The 24606-nt window shown below is 68.2% G+C and carries 22 protein-coding genes; 8 read left to right on the top strand and 14 right to left on the bottom strand.

Annotated elements, in window-relative coordinates:
• Positions 1–542: 542 nt before the first annotated feature.
• The 8 genes from ppa to eat all read right to left on the bottom strand — a co-directional run bounded on the left by ppa (position 543) and on the right by eat (position 8241).
• A complete protein-coding gene (gene ppa / locus FG99_RS26665; RefSeq protein ID WP_009615962.1) occupies positions 543–1073 on the bottom strand; it encodes an inorganic diphosphatase in 531 nt (176 codons plus the stop codon).
• Positions 1074–1155: 82 nt separating this feature from the next.
• Complete coding sequence (locus FG99_RS26660; protein WP_043273223.1) at positions 1156–1974, bottom strand: M90 family metallopeptidase; 819 nt, start codon at positions 1972–1974, stop codon at positions 1156–1158.
• Between the two features lie 7 nt (positions 1975–1981).
• Positions 1982–2641, bottom strand: coding sequence for a DedA family protein (locus FG99_RS26655; RefSeq protein WP_043273221.1), 660 nt, complete (start codon positions 2639–2641; stop codon positions 1982–1984).
• Positions 2642–2888: 247 nt separating this feature from the next.
• Entirely contained in the window at positions 2889–3779 is an 891-nt protein-coding gene (locus tag FG99_RS26650; RefSeq protein ID WP_043273220.1) for a substrate-binding periplasmic protein, read from the bottom strand.
• Between the two features lie 92 nt (positions 3780–3871).
• A complete protein-coding gene (locus FG99_RS26645) occupies positions 3872–4336 on the bottom strand; it encodes a GNAT family N-acetyltransferase (RefSeq protein WP_009615966.1) in 465 nt (154 codons plus the stop codon).
• Positions 4337–4606: 270 nt separating this feature from the next.
• Positions 4607–5419: an ethanolamine ammonia-lyase subunit EutC gene (eutC, locus tag FG99_RS26640; RefSeq protein ID WP_043273219.1), complete on the bottom strand. Its 813-nt coding sequence runs from the start codon at positions 5417–5419 to the stop codon at positions 4607–4609.
• A 10-nt stretch (positions 5420–5429) separates the two neighbouring features.
• Positions 5430–6824, bottom strand: a complete 1395-nt coding sequence (locus FG99_RS26635) for an ethanolamine ammonia-lyase subunit EutB (protein WP_043273218.1) — start codon at positions 6822–6824, stop codon at positions 5430–5432.
• 52 nt (positions 6825–6876) lie between these two features.
• Entirely contained in the window at positions 6877–8241 is a 1365-nt protein-coding gene (eat, locus tag FG99_RS26630) for an ethanolamine permease (RefSeq protein WP_043273217.1), read from the bottom strand.
• Between the two features lie 296 nt (positions 8242–8537).
• Here eat and FG99_RS26625 point away from each other — a divergent pair, with 296 nt between their 5' ends.
• Positions 8538–9587, top strand: coding sequence for an AraC-like transcriptional regulator QhpR (locus FG99_RS26625; RefSeq protein WP_043273215.1), 1050 nt, complete (start codon positions 8538–8540; stop codon positions 9585–9587).
• Between the two features lie 267 nt (positions 9588–9854).
• Here FG99_RS26625 and FG99_RS26620 read toward each other — a convergent pair whose 3' ends face one another.
• A complete protein-coding gene (locus tag FG99_RS26620; RefSeq protein ID WP_009615972.1) occupies positions 9855–11375 on the bottom strand; it encodes an acetaldehyde dehydrogenase ExaC in 1521 nt (506 codons plus the stop codon).
• Positions 11376–11679: 304 nt separating this feature from the next.
• Between FG99_RS26620 and FG99_RS26615 the strand changes: the two genes are divergently transcribed.
• The 4 genes from FG99_RS26615 (at position 11680) to FG99_RS26600 (ending at position 16161) form a co-directional block, all read left to right on the top strand.
• Positions 11680–13590, top strand: a complete 1911-nt coding sequence (locus FG99_RS26615; RefSeq protein WP_043273214.1) for a sigma-54-dependent Fis family transcriptional regulator — start codon at positions 11680–11682, stop codon at positions 13588–13590.
• 310 nt (positions 13591–13900) lie between these two features.
• The gene (gene mpl / locus FG99_RS26610) at positions 13901–15253 is read left to right on the top strand and encodes a UDP-N-acetylmuramate:L-alanyl-gamma-D-glutamyl-meso-diaminopimelate ligase (RefSeq protein ID WP_043273213.1); all 1353 of its coding nucleotides are present in this window, start codon (positions 13901–13903) and stop codon (positions 15251–15253) included.
• Between the two features lies 1 nt (position 15254).
• Positions 15255–15884 carry a flavin prenyltransferase UbiX gene (ubiX, locus tag FG99_RS26605; RefSeq protein ID WP_043273212.1) on the top strand — a complete coding sequence of 210 codons (630 nt, stop codon included), beginning with the start codon at positions 15255–15257 and terminating at the stop codon, positions 15882–15884.
• A gap of 16 nt (positions 15885–15900) precedes the next feature.
• The gene (locus FG99_RS26600; protein ID WP_043273211.1) at positions 15901–16161 is read left to right on the top strand and encodes a YceK/YidQ family lipoprotein; all 261 of its coding nucleotides are present in this window, start codon (positions 15901–15903) and stop codon (positions 16159–16161) included.
• Between the two features lie 574 nt (positions 16162–16735).
• Here FG99_RS26600 and FG99_RS26595 read toward each other — a convergent pair.
• The 3 genes from FG99_RS26595 to FG99_RS26585 all read right to left on the bottom strand — a co-directional run bounded on the left by FG99_RS26595 (position 16736) and on the right by FG99_RS26585 (position 19479).
• Positions 16736–17377, bottom strand: coding sequence for an oxidoreductase (locus tag FG99_RS26595; RefSeq protein ID WP_009615978.1), 642 nt, complete (start codon positions 17375–17377; stop codon positions 16736–16738).
• A 42-nt stretch (positions 17378–17419) separates the two neighbouring features.
• The gene (locus tag FG99_RS26590) at positions 17420–18934 is read right to left on the bottom strand and encodes a C13 family peptidase (RefSeq protein WP_043273210.1); all 1515 of its coding nucleotides are present in this window, start codon (positions 18932–18934) and stop codon (positions 17420–17422) included.
• Positions 18935–19023: 89 nt separating this feature from the next.
• Positions 19024–19479: a MaoC family dehydratase gene (locus FG99_RS26585; protein WP_009615980.1), complete on the bottom strand. Its 456-nt coding sequence runs from the start codon at positions 19477–19479 to the stop codon at positions 19024–19026.
• Positions 19480–19631: 152 nt separating this feature from the next.
• On the opposite strand from FG99_RS26585, the gene FG99_RS26580 reads away from it, so the two are divergent.
• From FG99_RS26580 to FG99_RS26570, 3 genes are read left to right on the top strand one after another with little or no spacing between them, the layout of a single operon-like run.
• The gene (locus FG99_RS26580) at positions 19632–20000 is read left to right on the top strand and encodes a CidA/LrgA family protein (RefSeq protein ID WP_009615981.1); all 369 of its coding nucleotides are present in this window, start codon (positions 19632–19634) and stop codon (positions 19998–20000) included.
• Complete coding sequence (locus FG99_RS26575) at positions 19993–20706, top strand: LrgB family protein (protein WP_043273208.1); 714 nt, start codon at positions 19993–19995, stop codon at positions 20704–20706. Before FG99_RS26580 ends, FG99_RS26575 begins: the two co-directional genes overlap by 8 nt.
• 15 nt (positions 20707–20721) lie before the next feature.
• Positions 20722–21312 (top strand): LON peptidase substrate-binding domain-containing protein, encoded by a 591-nt coding sequence (locus tag FG99_RS26570; protein WP_043273207.1) that lies wholly within the window; start codon positions 20722–20724, stop codon positions 21310–21312.
• Between the two features lie 244 nt (positions 21313–21556).
• Here FG99_RS26570 and prpD read toward each other — a convergent pair whose 3' ends face one another.
• Together prpD and prpF are read right to left on the bottom strand one after the other, a co-directional pair.
• Positions 21557–23041, bottom strand: a complete 1485-nt coding sequence (prpD, locus tag FG99_RS26565; protein WP_043273206.1) for a 2-methylcitrate dehydratase — start codon at positions 23039–23041, stop codon at positions 21557–21559.
• A 325-nt stretch (positions 23042–23366) separates the two neighbouring features.
• Positions 23367–24554, bottom strand: a complete 1188-nt coding sequence (gene prpF / locus FG99_RS26560) for a 2-methylaconitate cis-trans isomerase PrpF (protein WP_043273205.1) — start codon at positions 24552–24554, stop codon at positions 23367–23369.
• Positions 24555–24606 lie beyond the last annotated feature (52 nt).

The raw sequence follows: 24606 nt of genomic DNA, 5'->3' as shown, positions 1-24606 counted from the left end.
CAGCCACTACTGAGTCGTGCGACTATCCTTCCGTCACTGATCGCTCTCTACCTGAGGTCTGCTCGTTCCTGGCGCTATTCGCCGCATCCACTGTCGCCATGCATCAGGATTCTCGTCATCCATATGGCTACTTTGGTGGCCTATATTGAGGCTGAGTGAGGTGGAGGGAGGGATGGAGCGCAGTCTTCAGGGCCGAGTGAACGCCGTCACCGGTGCGTTCGGTAACCTTGGGCCGAGGTGGCAGGGCGGCCAGAGTTGAATTGGCGCAAGGCCGGCGTTTCCCGCGGGCATTAAAAAAGCCGGCTTGTGGCCGGCTCTTCAGGGGGTGGCCCGTCCTTACTTCTGGTAAGCAGCGACCGCCTTTGAATGCTGTGGACGCGGCTCTGGGACCGGCGTCTTGGGCGCGCACTTTAGCAAATTCGGCCGGGCTTGCCTAATGGCTTTTCCGCCAGGCGCCGTCGTTGCGACGAGCGTGCCCGTCGCGCGCAGAAAAAAGCCCCGCGCGGGGCGGGGCTTCTTCGTGGCGGGTCACCCCGCGACCATCACTTGGCCTGGAAGGCGGCGACGGCCTTGGTGATGTAGGAGCGCGCTTCTTCGGCGTTGCCCCAACCTTCGACCTTGACCCACTTGCCCTTCTCGAGGTCCTTGTAGTTCTCGAAGAAGTGCTTGATCTGCTCCAGCAGCAGGGCCGGCAGGTCGGTGTATTCCTTCACGTCGTGGTACAGCACGCTCAGCTTGTCGTGCGGTACGGCGATCAGCTTGGCGTCGCCGCCGGCTTCGTCGCTCATGTTCAGCACACCGACCGGACGGGCGCGGATCACCGAACCCGGGGCCACCGGGTAGGGGGTCACGACCAGCACGTCCAGGGGGTCGCCGTCGTCGGCCAGGGTGTTGGGGATGAAGCCGTAGTTGGCCGGGTAGAACATCGGGGTGGCCATGAAACGGTCGACGAACAGGCAGTCGGTGTCCTTGTCGATCTCGTACTTGATCGGCGCGTGGTTGGCCGGGATCTCGATGGCGACGTAGATGTCGTTCGGCAGGTCTTTGCCAGCCGGGATGCTGCTGTAGCTCATGGACGACTCCAAGGGGGTTGGTCGGGCCGAAAAAGTGCGGCGGATTATAGGCAGATTGCCGTGGCCAAGCCACAGACATCGCTCAGTGCGCCGGAGTTTCCTGATAGTCGGGGTGCTCGCGCTGCAGTCGCTGCAGGCGCGCAAGCGGATCTTGCCGGTAGAACAGCCCCAGTTGCTCGTAGACCTTCGGATAGGCCCGGTGCAGCAGGTCCGGGGCGGTGAAGAAGTATTCGCTGGTGACGGCGAAGAATTCCGCCGGGTTCTCCGCGGCATAGGGATCGATGGCGGTGTGCGCCTCTGGATGGCGATCGAGCTTGCGGTTCATCTCGTCGTAGGCCGATTTCATGGCCGCCGACCAGTCGCCGATGCGCATGTCGCGGTGCAGCGGCGGCAGGCCGTTGGCGTCGCCGTCGAGCATGTCCAGCTTGTGCGCCAGCTCGTGGATCACCAGGTTGTAGGCGTCCCAGCCGCCGCCGCTTTCCACTCCGGGCCAGGCCAGCACCACCGGGCCCTGCAGCGAGGTTTCGCCGCTGCGCTCGTCGTCGAACTCGTGGATCACCCCGGCCGGGTCGCGGTGCTTCTGCGGGCTGAGGAAGTCGTCCGGGTAGAGCACCAGCTCGTGGAAGCCGCCGTACCAGTTCAGCTCCGGCAGGTGCAGCAGCGGCAGCTGGGCCTGGGCCGCCAGCAGCAGGCAGCGGAAGTCGTCCAGCTCGACGCCGGGCAGGGCGGTGAGGTGCTTGTCGCGCAGGAACAGCAGCGCCCGTTCGCCGAGCAGGCGCAGTTCCTCTTCGCTCAGGCCGTCGAGGATCGGCAGGTGGTGCAGCACCTCGGCCCACAGCTGGGCGTCCAGCGGGTGGCGGGCGAGGAAGCGCCGGCGGCGCCAGGCGCTGAACGACCACATCGCGGTATCAGCGCTCCGAGGCCTGCGGCTTGCCGTTGCGCGCCAGCTTGTGGCGGATCACGCCGATCAGCATGGGCACCAGGGAGAAGGCGATGATGGCGATGATCATCACCGAGAGGTTCTGCTTGATGAAGGGCACGTTGCCGAAGAAGTAGCCCAGGGTGACCAGGCCGCCGACCCAGGCGATGCTGCCGGCGACGCTGAAGAACAGGAAGCGCAGGTAGGGCATGTAGGCCATGCCGGCGACGAAGGGGGCGAAGGTGCGCACGATGGGCAGGAAGCGCGCGAGGGTCACGGTCTTGCCGCCGTGGCGCTCGTAGAAGGCGTGGGTCTGGTCCAGGTAGTCGCGGCGGAACACCTTGGAGTCCGGGTTGCTGAACAGGCGCTTGCCCAGGGTTCGGCCGATCACGTAGTTGGTGCTGTCGCCGCTGATGGCCGCGAACAGCAGCAGGCTGCCCAGCACCCACGGGTCCATGCCGCCGGTGGCGCAGATGGCGCCGGCGATGAACAGCAGGGAGTCGCCGGGGAGGAAGGGCGTTACCACCAGGCCGGTTTCGCAGAAGATCACCAGGAACAGGATGGCGTAGATCCAGGCCCCGTAGTTGTTGACCAGCAGCGAGAGATAGGTGTCGAGATGCAGAACGAGGTCGATCGGGTTGAAATCCATGAGGCGCCTTGAAAACCGCGTGGTGAACTGCCGAGCCCGGCATTATAGGCACCCCCGCGTTGCCGTGGGGCGCGCTTTGTCGCAGGCGTCTGCCCACGACAGGTTGCAGGATATTACAGCGCGCGAGTGAAAAGACTGTCGGCATGAAGGCTGCAGTTCCGCAGTGGAAATCTCTGTCGGAACCTCGCCCGATGTCCCTGTCCGGGGGCGCTTTTGGCGCCGGTGCGGCTGTCGAAGCGGGGCCGGGCTAGCGCAGGCTCGCCTGCCAGTCCAGGGTTGGCGCCGCTGGGCGGTTGTCGGCGCCTTCGCGGGTGCGGTCGTGGCCGGCGGCGCCTGGTACCTGCTCGGCTAGCGGGTGTTCGGCCACGGCGCGGATGCCCTGGGCGGTTTCCAGGTGGGCGTCGGCGATCAGCTGTTGCAGGCGCCCGCTCTGGCGCAGCGTGCGCAGGCCGCGGTCGAGGTTGGCGGCCAGCGCCTCGCCGCCGGTGCGGGTCTTGGGAATCAGCACGTAGAGGGGCTTGACCTCCAGCGGCGGTTCGATGAATTCCAACTGCTCGCGCAGCGCCGGGGCGTTGCGCGCCAGCAGGTGGTAGCCGGTGTAGCGGTCCACCACCGCCAGGTCGAGGCGCCCGCGCAGGAGCTTTTCCAGGTTCTGCCAGTCGTTGTTGACCACTTCCTTGGTGAGGAAGTCGGCCTTGTCGAAATCCGCCTGGTTGACGTAGCCGCGCACCACGCCGATGCGGTAGGGGCGCAGACTGTCGAGGTCGCCGGCGCGGTAGGCGATGGCGCGGTCGCGGCGGTGGAAGAAGCCCAGTTGCGAGTCCAGCAGCGGCATCGAGGTGTAGAAGTCGCGGCTGCGGTCGGCCGACAGGTAGGCCGGCATCAGGGCGTCGTAGTGGCCTTCGCGGGTTTCGTTGAGGGCCCGCTGCCAGGGCAGGAACACCCGCTCGGCGCGGTCGCCGTTGAGCGCCAGGGCTTCGTCGAGGATGCGGCTGGCCAGGCCCTGGCCGGGCAGGTCGGCGCCGACGTAGGGCTCCCAGTCGAGGGTGGCCACGCGCAGGGTATCGGCCTGGACGGTGCCCAGGCCGAACAGCAGGAGCAGGGAGAAGTGACGCAGTAGACGCTGGGGAATGCCCATGGAGCCCCTTAGCCGCCGAACGCCGGGCGGCACGTGCGATGCTTCACTGTAATGCTGGCGTTAAGCCATTGCCAGCGTAATGCGCCCTCGGCTTAGACGAGATCGTCACTGATGGGCAGGATGTAGTTCTTGAACTCGGTGTCCTCGCGGAAGCCGATGGACTCGTAGACCTTCTGCGCCACTTCGTTGTTGGTGCTGGTGGACACGCGCATGCGCACGGCGTTGGTTTCCCGCGCCATCTGCCGGGCGTGCTGCAGCAGGTGGTCGGCCACCAGCTGGCGGCGGGCGTCCTCGGCGACGTAGATGTCGTTGAGGATCCACACGCGCTTGAGCGACAGCGAGGAGAAGCTCGGGTACAGCTGGCAGAAGCCCAGCAGCTTGTCGTCGCTGTCGTCCGGCAGCGCCAGGTAGATCACCGATTCCTTGCGCTTGAGGCGCTTCTCGAGGAATTTCCGCGAGGATTCGGGGTAGGGCAGCATCCCGTAGAACTCACGATACTTGACGAACAGCGGGGCGAGCAGGTCGAGGTGATCGAGGGTGGCTTGCACGATGCGCATGGGCGGATCTCTGCGTTCGGTGAATGGGCTGCTGTCACGATGCAGGTGCTGTGCCAGCACAACACTGCCCGGATGCTGCACCAGAAATCGTTGAAAGCGCAATCCAAGCGAGCGTTTGATCGACAGTGGTGTTTCGGCCGGACGCAGGGCAATTGTCCTGCCGGCTGCGCCGAGGCGCTTTTCGTAGGATGGGTTGAGCCTGCGAAACCCATGCGGTCAGGGTGATGGGTATCGCTTCGCTCAACCCATCCTACGAAGCAGGAGCGTGCCCTAGCGCCCGGCCAGCAGGAAGTTGGCCCCCGGCCCCTGGCCTTCCAGCGTCGGCAGTTCCGCCTCGTCCTTCAGGTTCACCCCCGAGAGCTGACGGCGGCAGGCTTCGCGCATCAGGTACAGCAGGCGGTGGGCGGCCATGCCGTAGCTCAGGCCTTCCAGGCGCACGTTGGAGATGCAGTTGCGGTAGGCGTCGTTCAGGCCGACCTTCGGCGCCCAGGTGAAGTACAGGCCGAGGCTGTCCGGCGAGCTGAGGCCGGGGCGTTCGCCGATGAGGATGACCACCATCTTCGCCCGCAGCAGTTCGCCCACCTCGTCCGCCACCGCCACGCGCCCCTGTTGCACCAGGGCCACCGGCGACAGGCTCCAGTTCTCGGCCGCGGCCATGTCCTCCAGGCGTTCCAGGAAGGGCAGGGCATGACGTTGCACGGCCAGCGCGGAGAGTCCGTCGGCCACCACCACGGCCAGGTCGTAGCCCGCGGGGTTGGCCTCGCCGTGCTGGCGCAGCAGGGTCGCCGAGTCTTCGTCCAGGCGGCGGCCCAGGTCAGGGCGCTGCAGGTAGGTGTGGCGGTCGGCGGCGGCGCTGTGCAGCAGCAGGCTGGCGCGCCCGCGTTCGGCCAGGGCGGCGCTCAGGCCGGCATGGTCGAAGCTCAGGTGCACGGCGTCGCGGGCCTGGGCGTGGGCGAACTGGAAGTCCAGTTGCGCCCTGGTCGGCAGGCTGGTGCCGGCGCGACCCAGGGCGATGCGCGCGGGGGTCAGGCGGCGCAGTTCCTGCCAGGGGTTGGGGGTGGCGGTGGACTTCTCTTCGCTCATCCGCGCGTCCTCAGTTCAGTTGCGCCAGGGCCGGGCGGAACGCCGGCGGCAGTTGCTCGGCCAGGCGCACCTTGCCTTCGCGCTGCTGCAGGATGTGCATGCGCTCCAGCCACTCCTCGAATTCCGGCGCCGGGCGCAGGCCCAGGCTCTGGCGGGCGTAGAGGGCGTCGTGGAAGGAGGTGGTCTGGTAGTTGAGCATCACGTCGTCGGAGCCGGGGATGCCCATGATGAAGTTGATCCCGGCCACGCCCAGCAGGGTCAGCAGCATGTCCATGTCGTCCTGGTCGGCCTCGGCATGGTTGGTGTAGCAGATGTCGCAGCCCATGGGCACGCCCAGCAGCTTGCCGCAGAAGTGGTCTTCCAGGCCGGCGCGGATGATCTGCTTGCCGTTGTACAGGTATTCCGGGCCGATGAAGCCGACCACGGTGTTCACCAGGAACGGCTTGAAGTGCCGGGCCACGGCGTAGGCGCGGGCCTCGCAGGTCTGCTGGTCGACACCGTGGTGGGCGTTGGCCGAGAGCGCGCTGCCCTGGCCGGTCTCGAAGTACATGAGGTTGTCGCCCAGCGTCCCGCGCTTGAGCGACAGGCCGGCCTCGTAGCCTTCCTGCAGCACCGCCAGGCTCACGCCGAAGCTGGCGTTGGCCGCCTCGGTGCCGGCGATGGACTGGAACACCAGGTCCAGCGGCGCGCCGCGGTTGATCGCCTCGATGGAGCTGGTGACGTGGGTCAGCACGCAGGACTGGGTGGGGATTTCGTAGCGCTGGATGATGGCGTCGAGCATCTCCAGCAGGGTGCAGATGGATTGCAGGCTGTCGGTGGCCGGGTTGATCCCCAGCATGGCGTCGCCGTTGCCGTAGAGCAGGCCGTCGAGGACGCTGGCGGCGATCCCGGCCGGGTCGTCGGTGGGGTGGTTCGGCTGCAGCCGGGTGGACAGCCGTCCGCGCAGCCCCTGGGTATTACGGAAGCGGGTGACCATGCGGATTTTCTGCGCCACCAGCACCAGGTCCTGCACGCGCATGATCTTCGATACCGCGGCCGCCATCTCCGGCGTCAGCCCCGGCGCCAGGGCGCGCAGGCTGGCCTCGTCGGCGGCGTCGCCGAGCAGCCAGTCGCGGAAGTCGCCCACCGTCAGGTGGCTGACCGGGGCGAAGGCGGCGCGGTCGTGGCCGTCGATGATCAGCCGGGTGACTTCGTCGGCTTCGTAGGGGATCAGCGCCTCGTCGAGGAAGCGCTTGAGCGGCACCTCGGCCAGGGCCATCTGCGCGGCCACGCGCTCGGCGTCGCTGCTGGCGGCGACGCCGGCCAGGCAGTCGCCGGAGCGCGCCGGGCTGGCCTTGGCCATCAGTTGCCTGAGGCTGTCGAAGCGCCAGGTCTGGCCACCGACGCTGTGGACGTATCCGGGCATGGGAACTCCTTGTGCTCAACGGCGCCGGACCTCGCGGCCCGGCGCGGGTGGATCAACCTTCGCTGGCGAAGCTGGCCGGCACGCCACGGCGCGCGGCGATCACCAGGTTGCAGCAGATGAAGCCGGCGAGCATCAGCGCCAGGAACACCAGGGCGATCACCTGGTTGTACCACAGCATGGCAGCCAGGCAGACCAGCGCCAGGGCCAGGGCGATGCCCGGCACTATCGGGTAGCCGGGCGCGCGGAAGGTGCGCTCCAGGTGCGGCTCGCTGCGGCGCAGCTTGAACAGGCTGAGCATGCTCATGATGTACATGACGATGGCGCCGAACACGCTCATGGTGATCATCGCGGCGGTCAGGGTCATGCCCTGCAGGCTGATCAGGTTGTCGCTGAAGATCGCCGCGATGCCCACCACGCCGCCGGCGAGGATGGCCCGGTGCGGGGTCTGGAAGCGCGACAGCTTCGCAAGGCTTGCGGGCAGGAAGCCGGCGCGGGCCAGGGCGAAGAACTGCCGCGAGTAGCCGAGGATGATGCCGTGGAAGCTGGCCACCAGGCCGAACAGGCCGATCCACACCAGCATGTGCATCCAGGTGGAGTTGTTGCCGACCACCGCTTTCATCGCCTGCGGCAGCGGGTCGTTGATGTTCGACAGCTCGCGCCAGTCGCCGACGCCGCCGGCGAAGATCATCACGCCGATGGCCAGGGTCACCAGGGTGAGGATGCCGGCGATGTAGGCGCGCGGGATGGTGCGTTTCGGGTCCTTGGCTTCCTCTGCGGCCATGGCCGCGCCCTCGATGGCGAGGAAGAACCAGATGGCGAAGGGAATGGCCGCGAAGATGCCGCCGATGGCCGCGCTGCTGAAGGTGCTGGAGCCGGCCCAGCCGTTGAGTACGAAGTTGCTGAAGCTGAAGCCCGGCGCCACCACGCCCATGAACACCAGCAGCTCGGCCACCGCGAGCACGGTGACCACCAGCTCGAAGGTGGCGGCGATGCTCACGCCGAGGATGTTCAGCGTCATGAAGATGGCGTAGGCGCCGGTGGCCGCCCATTTCGGGTCCAGTGCCGGGAACTGCACGTTGAGGTAGGCGCCGATGGCCATGGCGATGGCCGGCGGGGCGAAGACGAATTCGATCAGGGTGGCGATGCCGGCGATGGTCGCGCCGGTCTTGCCGAAGGCCCGCAGGCTGTAGGCGAAGGGGCCGCCGGCGTGGGGAATGGCGGTGGTCAGTTCGGTGTAGCTGAAGATGAAGCAGGTGTACATCAGGGCCACCATCAGGGTGGTGACCAGGAAGCCCAGGGTGCCGGCGGTGCCCCAGCCGTAGCTCCAGCCGAAGTACTCGCCGGAAATCACCAGGCCCACGGCCAGGCCCCAGAGGTGCAAGGTTCCCAGCGTCGGTTTTAGTTGTGATGCGCTCATTGCGGACTCCTCTGCCCCTCGGGGCGTGGACGGGTTGCCTGGCTTCGATGGTAGCGACGGCGGGGGCCCAGGACTTGACCCTGGAGCCCGCCGTGCGGTCTCTGCGGTCAAGTTGCAACGAGGTGTTACCCATCGCCCCAGGATGGCGCGGGGCCTGCACGGGAATGTCGCGTCCAGGGGCCGATGCGGCGGCTGTCATGGGGTATTTCGGGGTTCCGGGGCGAGGCACGGTAATTGCTAACGGTAATTGCTAAGTAGTTTTGTCGGATAAGCGATCAATAACAACGAGCGTGCCCATGAACCCGTCCCTGTTTTCCTGTGCCGTCGCCACGCCCTCGGCGAGCAACCTGGGCGTGCTGTCCGCCGCCGCCAGCGGCCTGGATGGCTTCATCACCGCCCAGGGCGGCGATATCGACCGCGTCTTCGGCCGCGCCGGCATCGACCCCGAGCGTCTGCGCCACCCCACCCTGAGCCTGGCCCTGACCAACTATTGCCAGGTGCTGGAGGAGGCGGCGCGGCAGTCCGGCTGCGACAACTTCGGCCTGCGCTACGGCCAGCAGTTCCAGCCCCGCGCCCTTGGCCTGCTGGGCTACGTGGGGCTGTGTTCGGAAACCCTGGAAGACGCCCTGCGCAACTTCGCCGCGGCCTTTCCCTTCCACCAGCACAGCACCCTGATCCGCCTGGTGGATTGCGGCGAGTGCTACCGCTTCGACTACCAGGTGCAGCACGGCGCCATCCTCGACCGCCGGCAGGACGCCGAGCTGACCATGGGCATGGCGCTGAACCTGCTGCGCCACGCCCTCGGCCAGGACTGGTCGCCGCGCGCGGTGGGCTTCGAGCACGCCCGCCCGGAGGACTGGCAGGAGCACGCGCGGGTGTTCGGCGCGCCGGTGCACTTCCAGCGCGGCTGCAATTCGCTGCTGGTGCCCAAGGCCGACATCAAGGGCCGGCTGATGCCCGAGCGCGACGCCAACCTGCTGTTCCTGGTGCAGGACGTGATCCGCCGCCTGGGCGAGCAGGGCCGCGGGCCGGACCTGCTGGAAGACGCCGGCACCCAGATCCGCCTGGCCCTGAGCGAGGGCGAGCCGGTGCTGGAACTGATCGCCGAGCGCCTGGAGCTGACCACCGCCGGCCTGCAACGGCGCCTGCGCGAGGCCGGACTGAGCTTCAGCCAACTGGTGGAAAACACCCGCCGCGAACTGGCGGTGCACTACCTGCGCCAGCGCCAACGGCCGATCTCCGAACTGGCGCCGCTGCTGGGCTACTCCGAGACCAGCGCCTTCTCCCGCGCCTTCCGCCGCTGGTTCGGCGTGAGCCCGCGGCAATGGCGCAGCGACGAAGCCTGATCTTCCCGGCGCACGCCTGCAACGTAGGATCTTGACCGCGATAACCGGAGATTCCGGCGCGGATTATGCTGTGCGACCCGCGTCATTCCCATGTAGGAGCGCGCCCTGCGCGCGAATCGCGGGCAGGGCCCGCTCCTACAGGTTGACTGCGAATTTCCCATCCATGGCGGGAGATAACGGCGAGTAACCGCGAACGCTTATTTCTTCGAGGCGAAAAAAAGCGCGGCCCGAAGGCCGCGCAGGAAGAGAGTCGGAAGCTCGGTCGGATCAGAAGAAGCCCAGCGGATTGATGTCGTAGCTGACCAGCAGGTTCTTGGTCTGCTGGTAGTGGTCGAGCATCATCTTGTGGGTTTCGCGGCCGACGCCGGATTTCTTGTAGCCGCCGAACGCGGCGTGCGCCGGGTACAGGTGGTAGCAGTTGGTCCACACGCGGCCGGCCTTGATGCCGCGGCCCATGCGGTAGGCGCGGTTGATGTCGCGGGTCCAGACGCCGGCGCCCAGGCCATATTCGGTGTCGTTGGCGATGGCCAGGGCCTCGGCTTCGTCCTTGAAGGTGGTGACGCCCACCACCGGGCCGAAGATTTCTTCCTGGAACACGCGCATCTTGTTGCTGCCCTTGAGCAGCGTCGGCTGGATGTAGTAGCCGGTGGCCAGGCTGCCTTCGAGCTTCTCGACCTGGCCGCCGACCAGCACCTCGGCGCCTTCCTGCTGGGCGATGTCGAGGTAGGAGAGGATCTTGTCGAACTGCTGCTGCGAGGCCTGGGCGCCGACCATGGTGTCGGTGTCCAGCGGGTCGCCGCGCTTGATCGCCTTGACCTTCTTCATCACCACTTCCATGAACTGCGGGTAGATGGATTCCTGCACCAGGGCGCGGGACGGGCAGGTGCACACCTCGCCCTGGTTGAAGAAGGCCAGCACCAGGCCCTCGGCGGCCTTCTCGATGAAGGTCGGCTCGGCCTGCATGATGTCTTCGAAGTAGATGTTCGGGCTCTTGCCGCCCAGTTCCACGGTGCTGGGGATGATGTTCTTCGCCGCGCATTCGAGGATGTGCGAGCCCACCGGGGTGGAGCCGGTGAAGGCGATCTTGGCGATGCGCTTGCTGGTGGCCAGCGCCTCGCCGGCTTCCTTGCCGAAGCCTTGCACCACGTTGAGCACGCCCGGCGGCAGCAGGTCGCCGATGATTTCCATCAGCACGCAGATGCCCAGCGGCGTCTGCTCGGCCGGCTTGAGCACCACGCAGTTGCCGGCGGCCAGGGCCGGGGCGAGTTTCCAGGCGGCCATCAGCAGCGGGAAGTTCCACGGGATGATCTGCCCGACCACGCCCAGCGGCTCGTGGATGTGGTAGGCCACGGTGCTGTCGTTGATCTCCGCGGCCGAGCCTTCCTGGGCGCGGATGCAGCCGGCGAAGTAGCGGAAGTGGTCGGCGGCCAGCGGGATGTCGGCGTTGAGGGTTTCGCGCACCGGCTTGCCGTTGTCCCAGGTCTCGGTGACGGCGAGCACTTCCAGGTTCTGTTCGATGCGGTCGGCGATCTTCAGCAGGACCAGCGAGCGCTCCTGCACCGAAGTGCGGCCCCAGGCATCGGCGGCGGCATGGGCGGCGTCCAGGGCCTTGTCGATGTCGGCGGCGTCGGAGCGGGGGAACTCGGCGATGGGCTGGCCGTTCACCGGCGAGGTGTTGACGAAGTACTGGCCGTTGACCGGCGGTACGAACTCGCCACCGATGTAGTTGCCGTAGCGGGACTTGAAGGAAACGACAGCACCTTGGCTACCGGGTTGGGCGTAACGCATGGTGGATCTCCTGGCTCTTGTGCTTGTTGGGGAGGACGCGTTTGCGGTCTGACAAGCGTAGAGCAAGGGCCGGGCCATGCCAGCGCGAACCGCGTGGTTGCTGGGCCGGCGGTCGGCTGGCGGGCGCGCGCCGACGGGCGGTGTGGCAGCGCTGGCACAGGCCGGGGTGACAGTTTGTCCCGCATCCGGTACAGCGGCTGACCGCCAGGTCACGCGGGCATTGCATTGCGCGGCGCGCTGGACGATGCTGCGGGAACGGTCGCCCCGGGACTGCCTGCCGTCCCTTCCGTGGAGAACCATAACAATGAGTGCGAACGCCATGAGTCGCCACGCCCGCCAGGTCATGACGGTGGCCCGCGGGCAGCAACCGGCCAGCGGCCCCGCCGCCGATCCGTCGATCGCCCGTTCCTGGCTGCGCTGCCTGGAGGAATACCACCTCGACCCGGCGCAGACGCTGCCGCCCACGGTGCTGGAGCACCGGCGCATGCTGGAGCGCCGCGAAGGCCTGCAGCAGGTGCTGGAGATCGCCAGCGGCGAGATGACCAGCCTGCGCCAGCAGCTCGCCGGCGCCGGCCACGCGGTGCTGCTCACCGACGCCCGCGGGGTGATCCTCAACCGCGTTTGCGACGAGGCCGAGCGCGCCACCTTCGAGCACGCCGGGCTGTGGCTGGGCGCCGACTGGAGCGAGGCCCGCGAGGGCACCAACGGCATCGGCACCTGCCTCATCGAGCGCCAGGCGCTGACCATCCACCGCGACGAACATTTCCGCAGCCTGCATACCGGCCTGACCTGCTCGGCGAGCCCGGTGTTCGACCCCCACGGCGAACTGCTGGCGGTGCTCGACGTGTCCTCGGCGCGCCGCGACCTGTCGCGGCAGAGCCAGTTCCACACCATGGCCCTGGTCAACCTCTCGGCGAAGATGATCGAGAGCTGTTACTTCCTGCGCCGCTTCGAAGGCCAGTGGCTGCTGCGCTTCCACCTGCAGGCCGAGTACGTCGGGCTGTTCAGCGAGGGCCTGGTGGCCTTCGACGGCGCCGGGCGCATCCTCGCCGCCAACCAGGGCGCGCTGAACCTGCTCGACCGCCCGCGCGACGGCCTGCTCGGCCGCAGCGTGGAAGACTGCTTCGACATCCGCCTGGACGAGCTGCTCGGCCGCGCCAGCACCCAGGCCAGCCTCAGCTGGCCGCTGCGCAGCCACGCCGGGCGCCAGTTCCACGCGCTGCTGCGGGGTGAGCCGCGGCCGCTGGCGATTCCCGTATCACGGCCGGCGCCTGTCGCGCCGGGGCTGTGCCTGGGCGACGAGCGCCTGGCCGCGGACTTCCGCCGCGCGCTCAAGGTCTATGCCCACGACGTGCCGCTGCTGCTGCACGGCGAGACCGGCTCGGGCAAGGAGGCTTTCGCCAAGGCCGTGCACCAGTCCGGCGAGCGCGCCGGCAAGGCCTTCGTCGCGCTGAACTGCGCGGCCATCCCGGAGAGCCTGATCGAGAGCGAGCTGTTCGGCTACCGCGGCGGCAGCTTCACCGGCGCGCGCAAGGAAGGCATGCGCGGCAAGCTGCTGCAGGCCGATGGCGGCACCCTGTTCCTCGACGAGATCGGCGACATGCCCCTGGCCCTGCAGACGCGCCTGCTGCGGGTGCTGGAAGAGCGCCAGGTGGTGCCCCTGGGCGACGGCGTGGCGCAGCCGGTGGACCTGCGCCTGATCAGCGCCACCCACCGCAACCTGGAGGAGCTGGTGGCCGCCGGAACCTTCCGCGAAGACCTCTACTACCGCCTCAACGGCCTGGTGCTGCAACTGCCGGCCCTGCGCGAGCGCGAGGACCGGCCGCAGCTGCTGGCGCAACTGCTCGCCGAAGAGTCCCGGGGCCGGTCCATCGTGCTCGACGAGGACGTGCGCCAGGTCCTGCTCGACCATCCCTGGCCGGGCAACGTGCGCCAGCTGCGCAACGTGCTGCGCACCCTGGTGGCGCTCAGCGAGGGCGGCCGCGTGCACCTGGCCGACCTGCCGGTGGACATCCGCCGCGCCGCGCAACCCAGGCCCGCGCCCGAAGCGGAGGCGCACGCCGACTGCCTGCTCGACGCCGAGCGCGGCGCGCTGCTGGCGGTACTGGAGGCGCAGCGCTGGCACATGAGCCGCACCGCGCAGCAGCTGGGCATCAGCCGCAACACTCTGTACCGCAAGCTGCGCCGCCATGGTTTGAGCCGCTCCGTACCGTAGGGCGTACAACCGTTCGCGGTTGTACGCCGTTTGACCCAGGCCCCAGGTGGCTCCGGGTTCGACCTTGGCGGTGGGGGCGGCTGTGTAGATGGATGGCTTCAGGTTCGACCTTGGCTTTGGGTGAAGATTGGGTGTATCGGCGGATAACCGCGAACGGTTATACGCCCTACGCCAGGCCCACCAATGGCTTGCGTGGAACCCCCGTCCAATGGCGCCGTCTGATGCTCCCGGCCGCGCCGCGAGAAGGCGGCGCTGTGCTAATCTGCCGCCCATTCGAAGCGCCTTCCCAAGCTTGATTGCAGGAGTCTGCATGCATATCCACATCCTCGGCATCTGCGGCACCTTCATGGGCTCGCTGGCCGTGCTGGCCAAGGAACTGGGGCACCGCGTCACCGGTTCCGACGCCAACGTCTACCCGCCCATGAGCGCCCAGCTGCAGGCCCAGGGCATCGAGCTGATGCAGGGCTACGAGCCCGCCCACCTGGAGCCGGCGCCGGACCTGGTGGTGATCGGCAACGCCCTGTCGCGCGGCAACCCGGCGGTAGAGTACGTGCTGAACAAGGGCCTGCCCTACGTTTCCGGCCCGCAGTGGCTGGCCGACCACGTGCTGCAGGGCCGCTGGGTGCTGGCCGCCGCCGGCACCCACGGCAAGACCACCACCAGCAGTATGCTGGCCTGGGTTCTGGAACACGCCGGCATGAGCCCGGGCTTCCTGATCGGCGGCGTGCCGCAGAACTTCGGCGTCTCCGCGCGCCTGGGCGGCACGCCGTTCTTCGTGGTGGAGGCCGACGAGTACGACAGCGCCTTCTTCGACAAGCGCTCCAAGTTCGTCCACTACCGCCCGCGCACCGCCATCCTGAACAACCTGGAATTCGATCACGCGGACATCTTCCCGGACCTGGCCGCCATCGAGCGGCAGTTCCACCACCTGGTGCGGACCATCCCCGGCGAAGGCCTGATCATCCACCCGGAAAACGAAAGCGCGCTCAAGCGCGTGATCGGCATGGGCTGCTGGACCCCGGTGCAGACCACCGGCGAGGGCGGCCAGTGGCAGGCGCGCCTGCTCAGCGCCGATGGCTCGCGCTTCGAGGTGCTGTTCGACGGCGCCGCCCAGGGCACGGTGGAATGGGAGCTGACCGGCCAGCACAACGTCGCCAACGCCCTGGCCTGCCTGGCCGCGGCGCGCCACGTCGGCGTGGTGCCGGAGCTGGGCTGCGCCGCGCTGTCGGCGTTCAAGAGCGTCAAGCGGCGCATGGAGAAGGTCGCCGAAGTGAAGGGCGTGACCCTCTATGACGACTTCGCCCACCACCCGACCGCCATCGCCACCACCCTCGACGGCCTGCGCAAGCGCGTTGGCGACGCCCCGGTGATCGCCGTGGTCGAGCCGCGTTCCAACTCCATGAAGCTCGGTGCCCACCGCGACGGCCTGGCGGACAGCGTCACCCAGGCCGACCGGGTGTTCTGGTACGCGCCGCCGAACCTGGGCTGGGACCTGGCCGCCACCGTGGCCGGCTCGACCGTGCCGACCCAGGTATGCGACTCCCTGGAGGCCATCATCGAGGGCGTGAAGGCCGTGGCCACGCCGGGCACCCAGGTGGTGATCATGAGCAACGGCGGCTTCGGCGGCCTGCACGGCAAGCTGGCCAAGGCCCTGGAGGACTGAGATGGCGGGAGCCGAACGCGTCACCCTGGCGATGACCGGCGCCTCCGGCGCGCAGTACGGCCTGCGCCTGCTCGACTGCCTGGTGCAGGAAGACCGCGAGGTGCACTTCCTGATCTCCAAGGCCGCGCAACTGGTGGTGGCCACCGAGACCGACGTGACCCTGCCGGGCAAGCCCCAGGCGATGCAGGCCTTCCTCAGCGAATACACCGGCGCCGCGCCGGGGCAGATTCGCGTCTACGGCAAGGAAGACTGGATGGCCCCGGTAGCCTCCGGCTCCGGCGCGCCCGGCTCGATGGTGGTGGTGCCCTGTTCCACCGGCACGCTGTCGGCGATCGCCAGCGGCGCCTGCAACAACCTGATCGAGCGCGCCGCCGACGTCGCCCTGAAGGAGCGCCGCCAGCTGATCCTGGTGCCGCGCGAGGCGCCGCTCTCCAGCATCCACCTGGAGAACATGCTCAAGTTGTCCAACCTGGGCGCGGTGATCCTGCCGGCGGCGCCGGGTTTCTATCATCAACCGCAGACCATCGACGACCTGATCGACTTCGTGGTCGCGCGCATCCTCAACCAACTGAGCATCCCCCAGGACATGCTGCCGCGCTGGGGCGAACACCACCTTGTCAGTGACGAATAAGCTCCTCGCCGCCCTGATGCTGCTGCAGCTGGGCGGCTGCGCCACCGTGAAGACCCTCAACGCCAACAAGCCCGGCGCCCCGCTGATCTATGCCGGTACGCGGCTGGACTGGTATTCCATCAACGGCGGTTGTTGCCCGCGGGATCATTACGGCACCGAGGCGCCGAAATACCCGCGGCTGGACCTGCCGGGTAGCGCGTTGCTGGATACCGTGCTGTTGCCGCTGTCGATTGCCGCGGAGTTGGGGATCGGCCTGCAGGTGTGGGGCGGGAATTGACGCCGCGGGCTTTGCCCGCGAATCGCGCGCAGGGCGCGCTCCTACAGGTGGGCGTTGCGTAGGAGCGGATCTCATCCGCGAATCGCGCCGGAACCTCCGGCTATCGCGGACAAGGTCCTACAGGGGAGTGCCATGCCTCATGCCGAACTGTAGGAGCGGGCCCTGCCTGCGAAATCGCGCGCAGGGCGCGCTCCTGCAGGTGGGCGTCGCGTAGGAGCGGATCTTATCCGCGAATCGCGCCGGAGCCTCCGGCTATCGCGGACAAGGTCCGCTCCTACAGGGGAATGCCATGCCTCATGCCGAACTGTAGGAGCGGGCCCTGCCCGCGAAATCGCGCGCAGGTTGCGCTCCTGCAGGTGGGCGTCGCGTAGGAGCGGATCTTATCCGCGAACGGGGAATGCCATGCCTCATGCCGAACTGTAGGAGCGGGCCCTGCCCGCGAAATCGCGCGCAGGGCGCAGCAGGAAACACCGTCGTAGGATGGTGTTGAGCGAAGCGATACCCATCGCCACGGCCGCATGGGTTTCGCCAAGGCTCAACCCATCCTACGAAGAGCGCCTCGGCGCTGTCGGGACTATTTCCCCAGCCTGCGCAACTCGTCCGACTCGACGAACCGCACACCCTTGCCCGTCTCCAGGGCCAGGCGCCAGAGGGCGCGGGCCAGGGCGCAGGCTTCGATGCCGTGCAGCTTGCCGGGGAGGATGCGGGCGAAGGGCGCGGCGAGCAGTTCGGCCAGGCGGATTTCCTCGCGCTGGCCCAGTAGCAAGGACGGGCGGGCGATGGTCAGTTGCGCCCAGCCCTGTTTCTGCAGGGCCTCTTCCAGCTCGCCCTTGACGCGGTTGTAGAACAGCGAGGACTTGCTGTCCGCGCCCAGCGCGCTGACCACCACGTAGTGCCGCGCGCCGAGCTTGAGCGCGTGCTCGCCCAGGGCCAGCGGCAGGTCGTAGTCCACCGCCTTGAAGGCCGCTTCGGAGCCGGCCTCCTTGAGGGTGGTGCCCAGGCAGCAGAACACCGTGTCCACCGGCCCGGCCAGGTTGGGGATGAGTTCGGCCAGCGGGCCGATGGGGTTCTCCAGGCGCGGGTGGGCGGCCAGTGGCCGGCGCGTAGGCGCCAGCACGCGCTTGACCGTCGGCTCGCTGAGCATGCGGTCGAGCAGGTGTTCGCCGGTGAGGCCGGTGGCGCCGGCGAGAATGACATGCGTCGGTGTTGAATACATCCTGGTTTCTCCGCTGACACAGTTACAAGCGTAGTTGCCGGGCTATCGTTTTTCCTGCACGTGCCCCGCATCGGCGCTCAGGGCCCGGCTGGCCTGGCCCGCACGCAAGGTGTTCCAGCGCTGCAGCACGGCCGCTGGCGCCCACAGCTGCGGGTCGGAAGCGTCGAAGCCGTCCGCCGTCTCGCGCCGGGCGACCTCGCTGCTGGCCAGCTGGAAGGCCTGCTGCAGGTCGTCGGTGGCGTTCAGGGCGTTGGCGAACAGGGCCTGGCCGAAGTAGGTGAAGTCGGCTTCCTCGGAACAGCCGAAGGACACCCGGTCGCTGCGCGCCGCGGTCATGATCAGAGTCCTGTCGTCCTTCAGAGGTTCGATGAAGCCGCCGCTGTAGCAGGCCGAGATCACCAGCACCTTGTAGCGCTCCTTCAGCGGCGCGAGGAGTTCGGCCAGGTCGGCGGCGGGCAGGTTGTCCAGGCGGATGCCGGGCATGTCGAGGATCAGCTGGTGGTCGTGGCTGCCGTGGCTGGTCAGGTAGATGAACACCAGGTCCTCCGGGCCGCTGCTGCGCGCCAGGGCGCGGATCGCCCGCGCCAGGCTCTCGCGGGTGGCCATGGGGCGGTCGTCGGCATGATTGCGGTTGTTCACCAGGGTGACCACGCCACGCGCGCCGAAGCGCTGGCCGAGCAGGCGGGCGACGTAGTCGGCCTCGCGCAGGAACACGCTCTGCTTGCCGTCGCCGCCCACGCTCAGGGCGTACAGCTCCACCTGCGGCGTGGAGGGCGGCAGCGCGGCCAGGGCGCGGTCGAGCAGGCGGCCCTGTTCCAGCAGGCCGACTTCTACCGGGTTGGGCAGGCGCCGGCCCTGTTCGTCGCGGCGCAGCAGGCCGTTGCTCCAGGTGCCGGCCTGCAGGCGCCCGTCGGCGCCGCGCAGGCTGCCCTTGCCGGCGAACTTGCCGTCGGCGAACCGGCCACGGTAGACCTGGCCGTCGGCCTGGGTCAGCACGCCTTCGCCGGCGAAGCGCCAGTCCTTGAAACCGCCTTCGTAGCGGCTGCCGTCGCGGCCTTCGTACTTGCCCTGGCCGTTCAGCGCGCCCTGGCTGAACTGGCCGCTCCAGACGTCGCCGTCGGCGTTGACGAAGCGCCCCTGGCCGCTGAATTCGGTGTTCTCGAAGCCGCCCTCGTAGCGGTCGCCGTCGGCGTCGCTGAAGCTGCCCTTGCCGCGCAGCTGGCCGTTCTCGAAGGTGCCGGTGTATTCGTTGCCCTGGCCGTCGTCCAGTTGGCCCTGGCCGTGGTAGAGGCCGGCGCGGAAGCCGCCCTGGTAGTGGCTGCCGTCGGCGCCGTGCCATTCGCCCGGGCCGTCGAACAGGCCCTTGGCGAAGCGGCCCCGGTACCAGGCGCCGTTGCCGTGCTCCAGGCGCCCCTCGCCGTGCAGGCGGCCATCGACGAGGGCGCCGTGGTAGCGCGCGCCGTCGGGCAGCACCAGGTCGGCCGAGGGCTGGGCGGGGCCCTGGTCGCAGGCCGACAGGGCCAGGATCAGGGCGAGGAGGGGAAGGTGCAGGCGCATGCGGCAGGTCGGTCACGGCGGTTTTGCACCAGTGTGACGCAAAAAAGCCCGCGGGCGCGGGCTTTTTTGCAGGGGGCCGGGCGCCGGCGTCAGACGAAGGCCAGGCTCAGCGATTCGGCGATGTAGGCCGGCTTGGGCAGGCCCTCGATCTCCAGGGTGCAGCGCGCCTTGATCAGCCACTGGCCGGGGTTCTTCTCGCTGACGTCGAGGATGGTCACCTGCAGGCGCACCCGCGAATCCACCGGCACCGGCTGGATGAAGCGCACGCTGTCGAGGCCGTAGTTGACCACCATCTTCGGGTTCTCCGGGAGCACCAGCAGGCCCTCGCAGAGCTTGGGAATCAGCGACAGGGAGAGGAAACCGTGGGCGATGGTACCGCCGAACGGGGTCTTCTTCGCCTTCTCCGGGTCCACGTGGATGAACTGGTGGTCCTCGGTGCACTCGGCGAACTGGTTGATGCGGTTCTGGTCGATGGTGAGCCATTCGGAATGGCCCAGGTCCTTGCCAATGTAGTCCTTGAGGGTGCTGACGGGAACGAACGGCATGTTTTCCTCCGCGAACGCGTGTTGTTGTTTTTTGCGTGCGATGCAGCATGGCACAGGTCGATGACGGCTGCGCACCTATGCTTGAAGCGAATGCCATGCCATAGGCCGGGCGTACTTGGGCATAATGTCGGGCTTTTTCACAGGAGGTTGCCATGCTGCTCCGCGGCCTGACCTGGCTGGTGCTGTTCCAACTGCTGGGCACCGGTCTGAATGTTCTCATCCTGCCGATGATCCCCGGCCCCATCATTGGGCTGGTGCTGCTGTTGGCGTTCCTGCTGGCGCGCGGGGAAGTGGGCGAGCCGATCACGCTCGCGGCCTCCTCGCTGCTGCGCTACCTGCCGCTGCTGCTGGTGCCGCCGGCGGTGGGGGTGATGGTCTACGGCCGCCAGCTGCTGGCGGACTTCTGGCCGCTGGCCGGGGCCCTGGCGCTGTCGCTGCTGGGCTCCTTCCTGTTCGCCGGCTGGCTGATGCAGAAGCTGATCGACCGCCAGCGCGGCCGCAAGGAGGCCCGCGATGCTTGACTGGCAAGGCGCCTGGCAGGCGGTCACCCATCACCCGCTGTTCTGCATCGGCATCACCCTGGCGGCCTACCAGTTGGCCCTGGCGGCCTACGAGCGCACGCGCTGGGTGTTCCTGCAGCCGGTGCTGGTGTCCATGGCCATGGTGATCCTGGTACTGCTGGGCACCGGTATCGACTACCAGGCCTACAGCGCCGGGGTCAGCGTGCTGACCGTGCTGCTCGGCCCAGCCACCGTGGCCCTGGCGGTGCCGCTGTTCCTCAACCTCAAGCGCATCCGCCAGCTGTTCTGGCCGACCCTGGTCACCCTGCTGGTGGCCGGCGTGCTGGCCACCGTGGCCGGCATCGGCCTGGGCTGGCTGTTCGGCCTGCGCGGCGAGCTGCTGATGAGCCTGGCGCCGAAGTCGGTGACCTCGCCCATCGCCATGCTGGTGGCCAGCCAGATCGGCGGCGTGGCGGCGCTGGCGGCGGTGTTCGTGCTGATCACCGGGGTGCTCGGCGCCATCCTCGGCCCGGAGCTGCTGCGCCGCATCGGCGTGCGCCACCCGGCCGCCCAGGGCATGGCGCTGGGCATGACCGCCCACGCCGTGGGCACCTCCCGAGCCCTGCAGGAGGGCGAGGAATGCGGCGCCTTCGCCGCCCTGGCGATGAGCCTGATGGGCGTGGCCACCGCAGTGCTGCTACCGTTGGCGGTAGCGTTGATCGCCTGAAGCAGGAAGATTCACATGAAGTTGCCGCTCTTCCCCCTCAACACCGTGCTGTTCCCCGGTTGCCGCCTGGACCTGCAGATCTTCGAGGCGCGCTACCTGGACATGATCGGCCGCTGCATGAAGCAGGGCGGCGGCTTCGGCGTGGTGTCCATCGTCGAAGGCCGCGAAGTGGGCGAGGCGCCGCAGGCGTTCAGCCAGGTCGGCTGCGAGGCGCTGATCCGCGACTGGCAGCAGTTGCCCAACGGCCTGCTGGGCATCCGCGTCGAGGGCGGCCGGCGCTTCCGCGTGCTGGATACGCAGGTGCAGCCGGACCAACTGCTGGAAGCCGACGTGGCCTGGCTGGAGGAACAGCCCGACCAGCCACTGACCGAGGAACACGACGACCTGGCCGCGCTGCTCGGCGCGCTGTCGCTGCACCCGATGGTCGCCACCCTGGAGATGGGCGGCGAGGTCCACGGCCAGCAGGAGCTGGCCTGCCAACTGGCCTACCTGCTGCCTTTCGAGCCGGAGCAGAAGCAGGTGCTGCTGGAGATGGACGACCCCACGGTGCGCCTGGCGCGCATCCAGGTGCTGCTGGAGCAGTTGCAGGGCGATCTGTTGGCTTGAGCGTTGTGGCCGCCCTGTAGGAGCGGATCTCATCCGCGAATCGCGCCGTTGGTTCCGGCTATCGCGGACAAGGTCCGCTCCTACGGGGAGAGAATGCCATGCCTCACGGCAACCTGTAGGAGCGGGCCCTGCCCGCGATTCGCGCGCAGGGCGCGCTCCTACAAGGGAATGGCGTAGCGCAGCGATACCCATCGCCATGACCGCATGGGTTTCGCCAGGGCTCAACCCATCCTGCAAAAGCGCTTCAGATCACCAGCAAATCCATGAAGCGGTGCACCGGCGTGGCTTCCAGCTGCGCGGGGTCGTCGCACAGCGCGGTTATCTGCGCGCAGCGCTGCGGGGCGAAGCGGGTGGCCAGGGCGTTGCGGAACTTCGCCTCCAGCAGCGGGATGCCCTCGGCACGGCGGCGGCGGTGGCCCACCGGGTATTCCACCTCGATCTTCGGCGTGCTGCTGCCGTCGCTGAAGAACACCTGCACGGCGTTGGCGATGCTGCGCTTGCCCGGCTCCAGGTATTCGCGGCTGTAGCGCGGGTCCTCCACCACTTCCATCTTGTCGCGCAGGCGATCGATCAGCGGGTGCGCGGCGTGGAAGGCGTCTTCGTAGTGCTCGGCTTCCAGGGTGCCGTAGATCAGCGGCACGGCGACCATGTACTGGATGCAGTGGTCGCGGTCGGCGGCGTTGGCCAGGGGGCCGGTCTTGGAGATGATGCGGATCGCCGATTCCTGGGTGTCGATGACGATGCGGGTGATCTCGCTGATGCGGTTGCGCACCAGCGGGTGCAGCTGCACCGCGGCTTCCACGGCGGTCTGCGCGTGGAACTCGGCGGGGAAGCTGATCTTGAACAGCACGTTCTCCATCACGTAGCTGGCGAAGGGCTGCGGCAGGCGGAAGCGGCGCTGGTCGTCGGGCTTGAGCGCCAGGTCCTTGTTGGTGTGGCTGAACAATACGTCGTAGAAGCCCCATTGCGGCGCGCTCAGCACGCCGGGGATGCCCATCTCGCCGCGCCGGGCGATGTCCGCCAGGCGCAGGCCGCGGCTGCTGGCGTCGCCGGCGGCCCAGGACTTGCGCGAGCCGGCGTTGGGCGCGTGGCGGTAGGTGCGCAGCGCCTGGCCGTCGACGCAGGCGTGGGAGAGGGCGGAGAGCAGTTGCTCGCGGTCGGCGCCGAGCAGCCGTGCGCTCACCGCCGTGGAGGCGAGCTTGACTAGGAACACGTGGTCCAGGCCGACGCGGTTGAAGGCGTTCTCCAGGGCGAACACGCCCTGGATCTCGTGGGCCAGGACCATCGACTCCAGCACGTCGCCCATGCTCAGCGGCGGTTCGCCGTTGGCCTGGGCGCGCTGCGCCAGGTGGTCGGCGAGGCCGAGGATGGCGCCGAGGTTATCCGACGGGTGGCCCCATTCGGCGGCCAGCCAGGTGTCGTTGTAGTCCAGCCAGCGCACCAGCGCGCCAATGTCCCAGGCGGCCTTGACCGGATCGAGGCAGAAGCGCGTGCCCGGCACCCGCGAACCGTGGGGCACCACGGTGCCTTCCACCTGCGGGCCGAGCAGCTTGGTGCATTCGGGGAAGCGCAGGGCCAGCAGGGCGCAGGCCAGGCTGTCCATCAGGCACAGCCGCGCGGTGTCGCGTGCTTCGGCGGAGTCGACGCGGTAGGTCAGGACGTAGTCGGCGATCTGCTGCAGGACGCCGTCGTAGTCGGGGCGGGTGTTCGGATCGGCGTTGGTGCTCATGGCGTGCTCCTGCGCGGTAATCCGGGAGAGTCTAGACGCTGGGGGCGCAAAGCTTTCGCGAACGATGGCGATGGGTATCGCTTCGCTCGACCCATCCTACGGCGAGCAGCTGCCGAGGTGCTCGCCTGCAACGTAGGAGCGACTGTCTTGCGCCGAGGTGCTCTTCGTAGGATGGGTTTCGCGAAACCCATGCGGTTGCGCTGATGGGTATCGCTTCGCTCAACGCCATCCTACGAAAAGCCGTGCTTCCTGGAACCGTAGGATTCATCCGCGATTGCGCCGGCCAGGGCCATCGCGGACGGAGTCCGCTCCTACGCGGCGGCGCTCAGAAGGCGTCGCCCGGCACCCGCACCCAGCCTTCCATGAGGATGCGCGCGCTGCGGCTCATGATGGCCTTGGTCACCGTCCATTCGCCGTCCACCTGCCTGGCCTCGGCGCCCACGCGCAGGGTACCGGAGGGGTGGCCGAAGCGCACGGCGCTGCGTTCGCCGCCTCCGGCCGCGAGGTTGACCAGGGTGCCCGGCACGGCCGCGGCGGTGCCGATGGCCACGGCGGCGGTGCCCATCATGGCGTGGTGCAGCTTGCCCATGGACAGCGCGCGCACCAGCAGGTCGACGTCGCCGGCCTGCACCTGCTTGCCGCTGGAGGTGCGGTAGTCCTTGGGCGGCGAGACGAAGGCGATCTTCGGCGTGTGCTGGCGGGTGGCCGCTTCTTCGGGAGTCTTGATCAGGCCCATGCGCAGGGCGCCGGCGATGCGGATCTGCTCGAAGCGCGCCAGTTGCTCGGGATCGGAGTTGATGTCTTCGCGCAGTTCGGTGCCCTTGTAGCCGATGTCCTCGGCGTTGACGAACACCGTGGGGATGCCGGCGCTGATCATGGTCGCCTTGAAGGTGCCGACGCCGGGCACTTCCAGGTCGTCCACCAGGTTGCCGGTGGGGAACATCGAGCCGCCTTCCTCGCCGTCGTCGGACGGCTCGAGGAACTCCAGCACGATCTCGGCGGCCGGGAAGGTCACCCCGTCCAGTTCGAAGTCGCCGGTTTCCTGGACCTGGCCGTTGGTCACCGGCACGTGGGCGATGATGGTCTTGTTGATGTTGGCCTGCCAGATGCGCACCACGCAGGTGCCGTTGTCCGGGATGCGCTCGGGGTCGACCAGGCCGGCGTGGATGGCGAAGGCGCCGGCGGCGGTGGAGAGGTTGCCGCAGTTGCCGCTCCAGTCGACGAAGGCCTTGTCGATGGAAATCTGCCCGTAGAGGTAGTCGACGTCGTGGCCGGGCTGGCTGCTTTTCGACAGGATCACGCACTTGCTGGTGCTGGAGGTGGCGCCGCCCATGCCGTCGATGTGCGCCGAGTAGGGGTCGGGGCTGCCGATCACGCGCATGAACAGCTTGTCGCGCGCCGCGCCCGGCACCTGGCAGCGCTCGGGCAGGTCCTGCAGGCGGAAGAACACGCCCTTGCTGGTGCCGCCGCGGATGTAGGTGGCGGGGATTTTCACTTGGGGTACGTGGGGCATGGGGTCGCTACCTGAAAGTTCGAGGGGGGCAACCCTCTCCCCCCGCCCTCTC

This window comes from Pseudomonas sp. AAC (assembly GCF_000725445.1).
GTDB classification, from domain to species: domain Bacteria; phylum Pseudomonadota; class Gammaproteobacteria; order Pseudomonadales; family Pseudomonadaceae; genus Pseudomonas; species Pseudomonas citronellolis.
The sequence above is the reverse complement of the archived record's forward strand: the minus strand, read 5'-3'. Positions and strand labels throughout refer to the sequence as shown.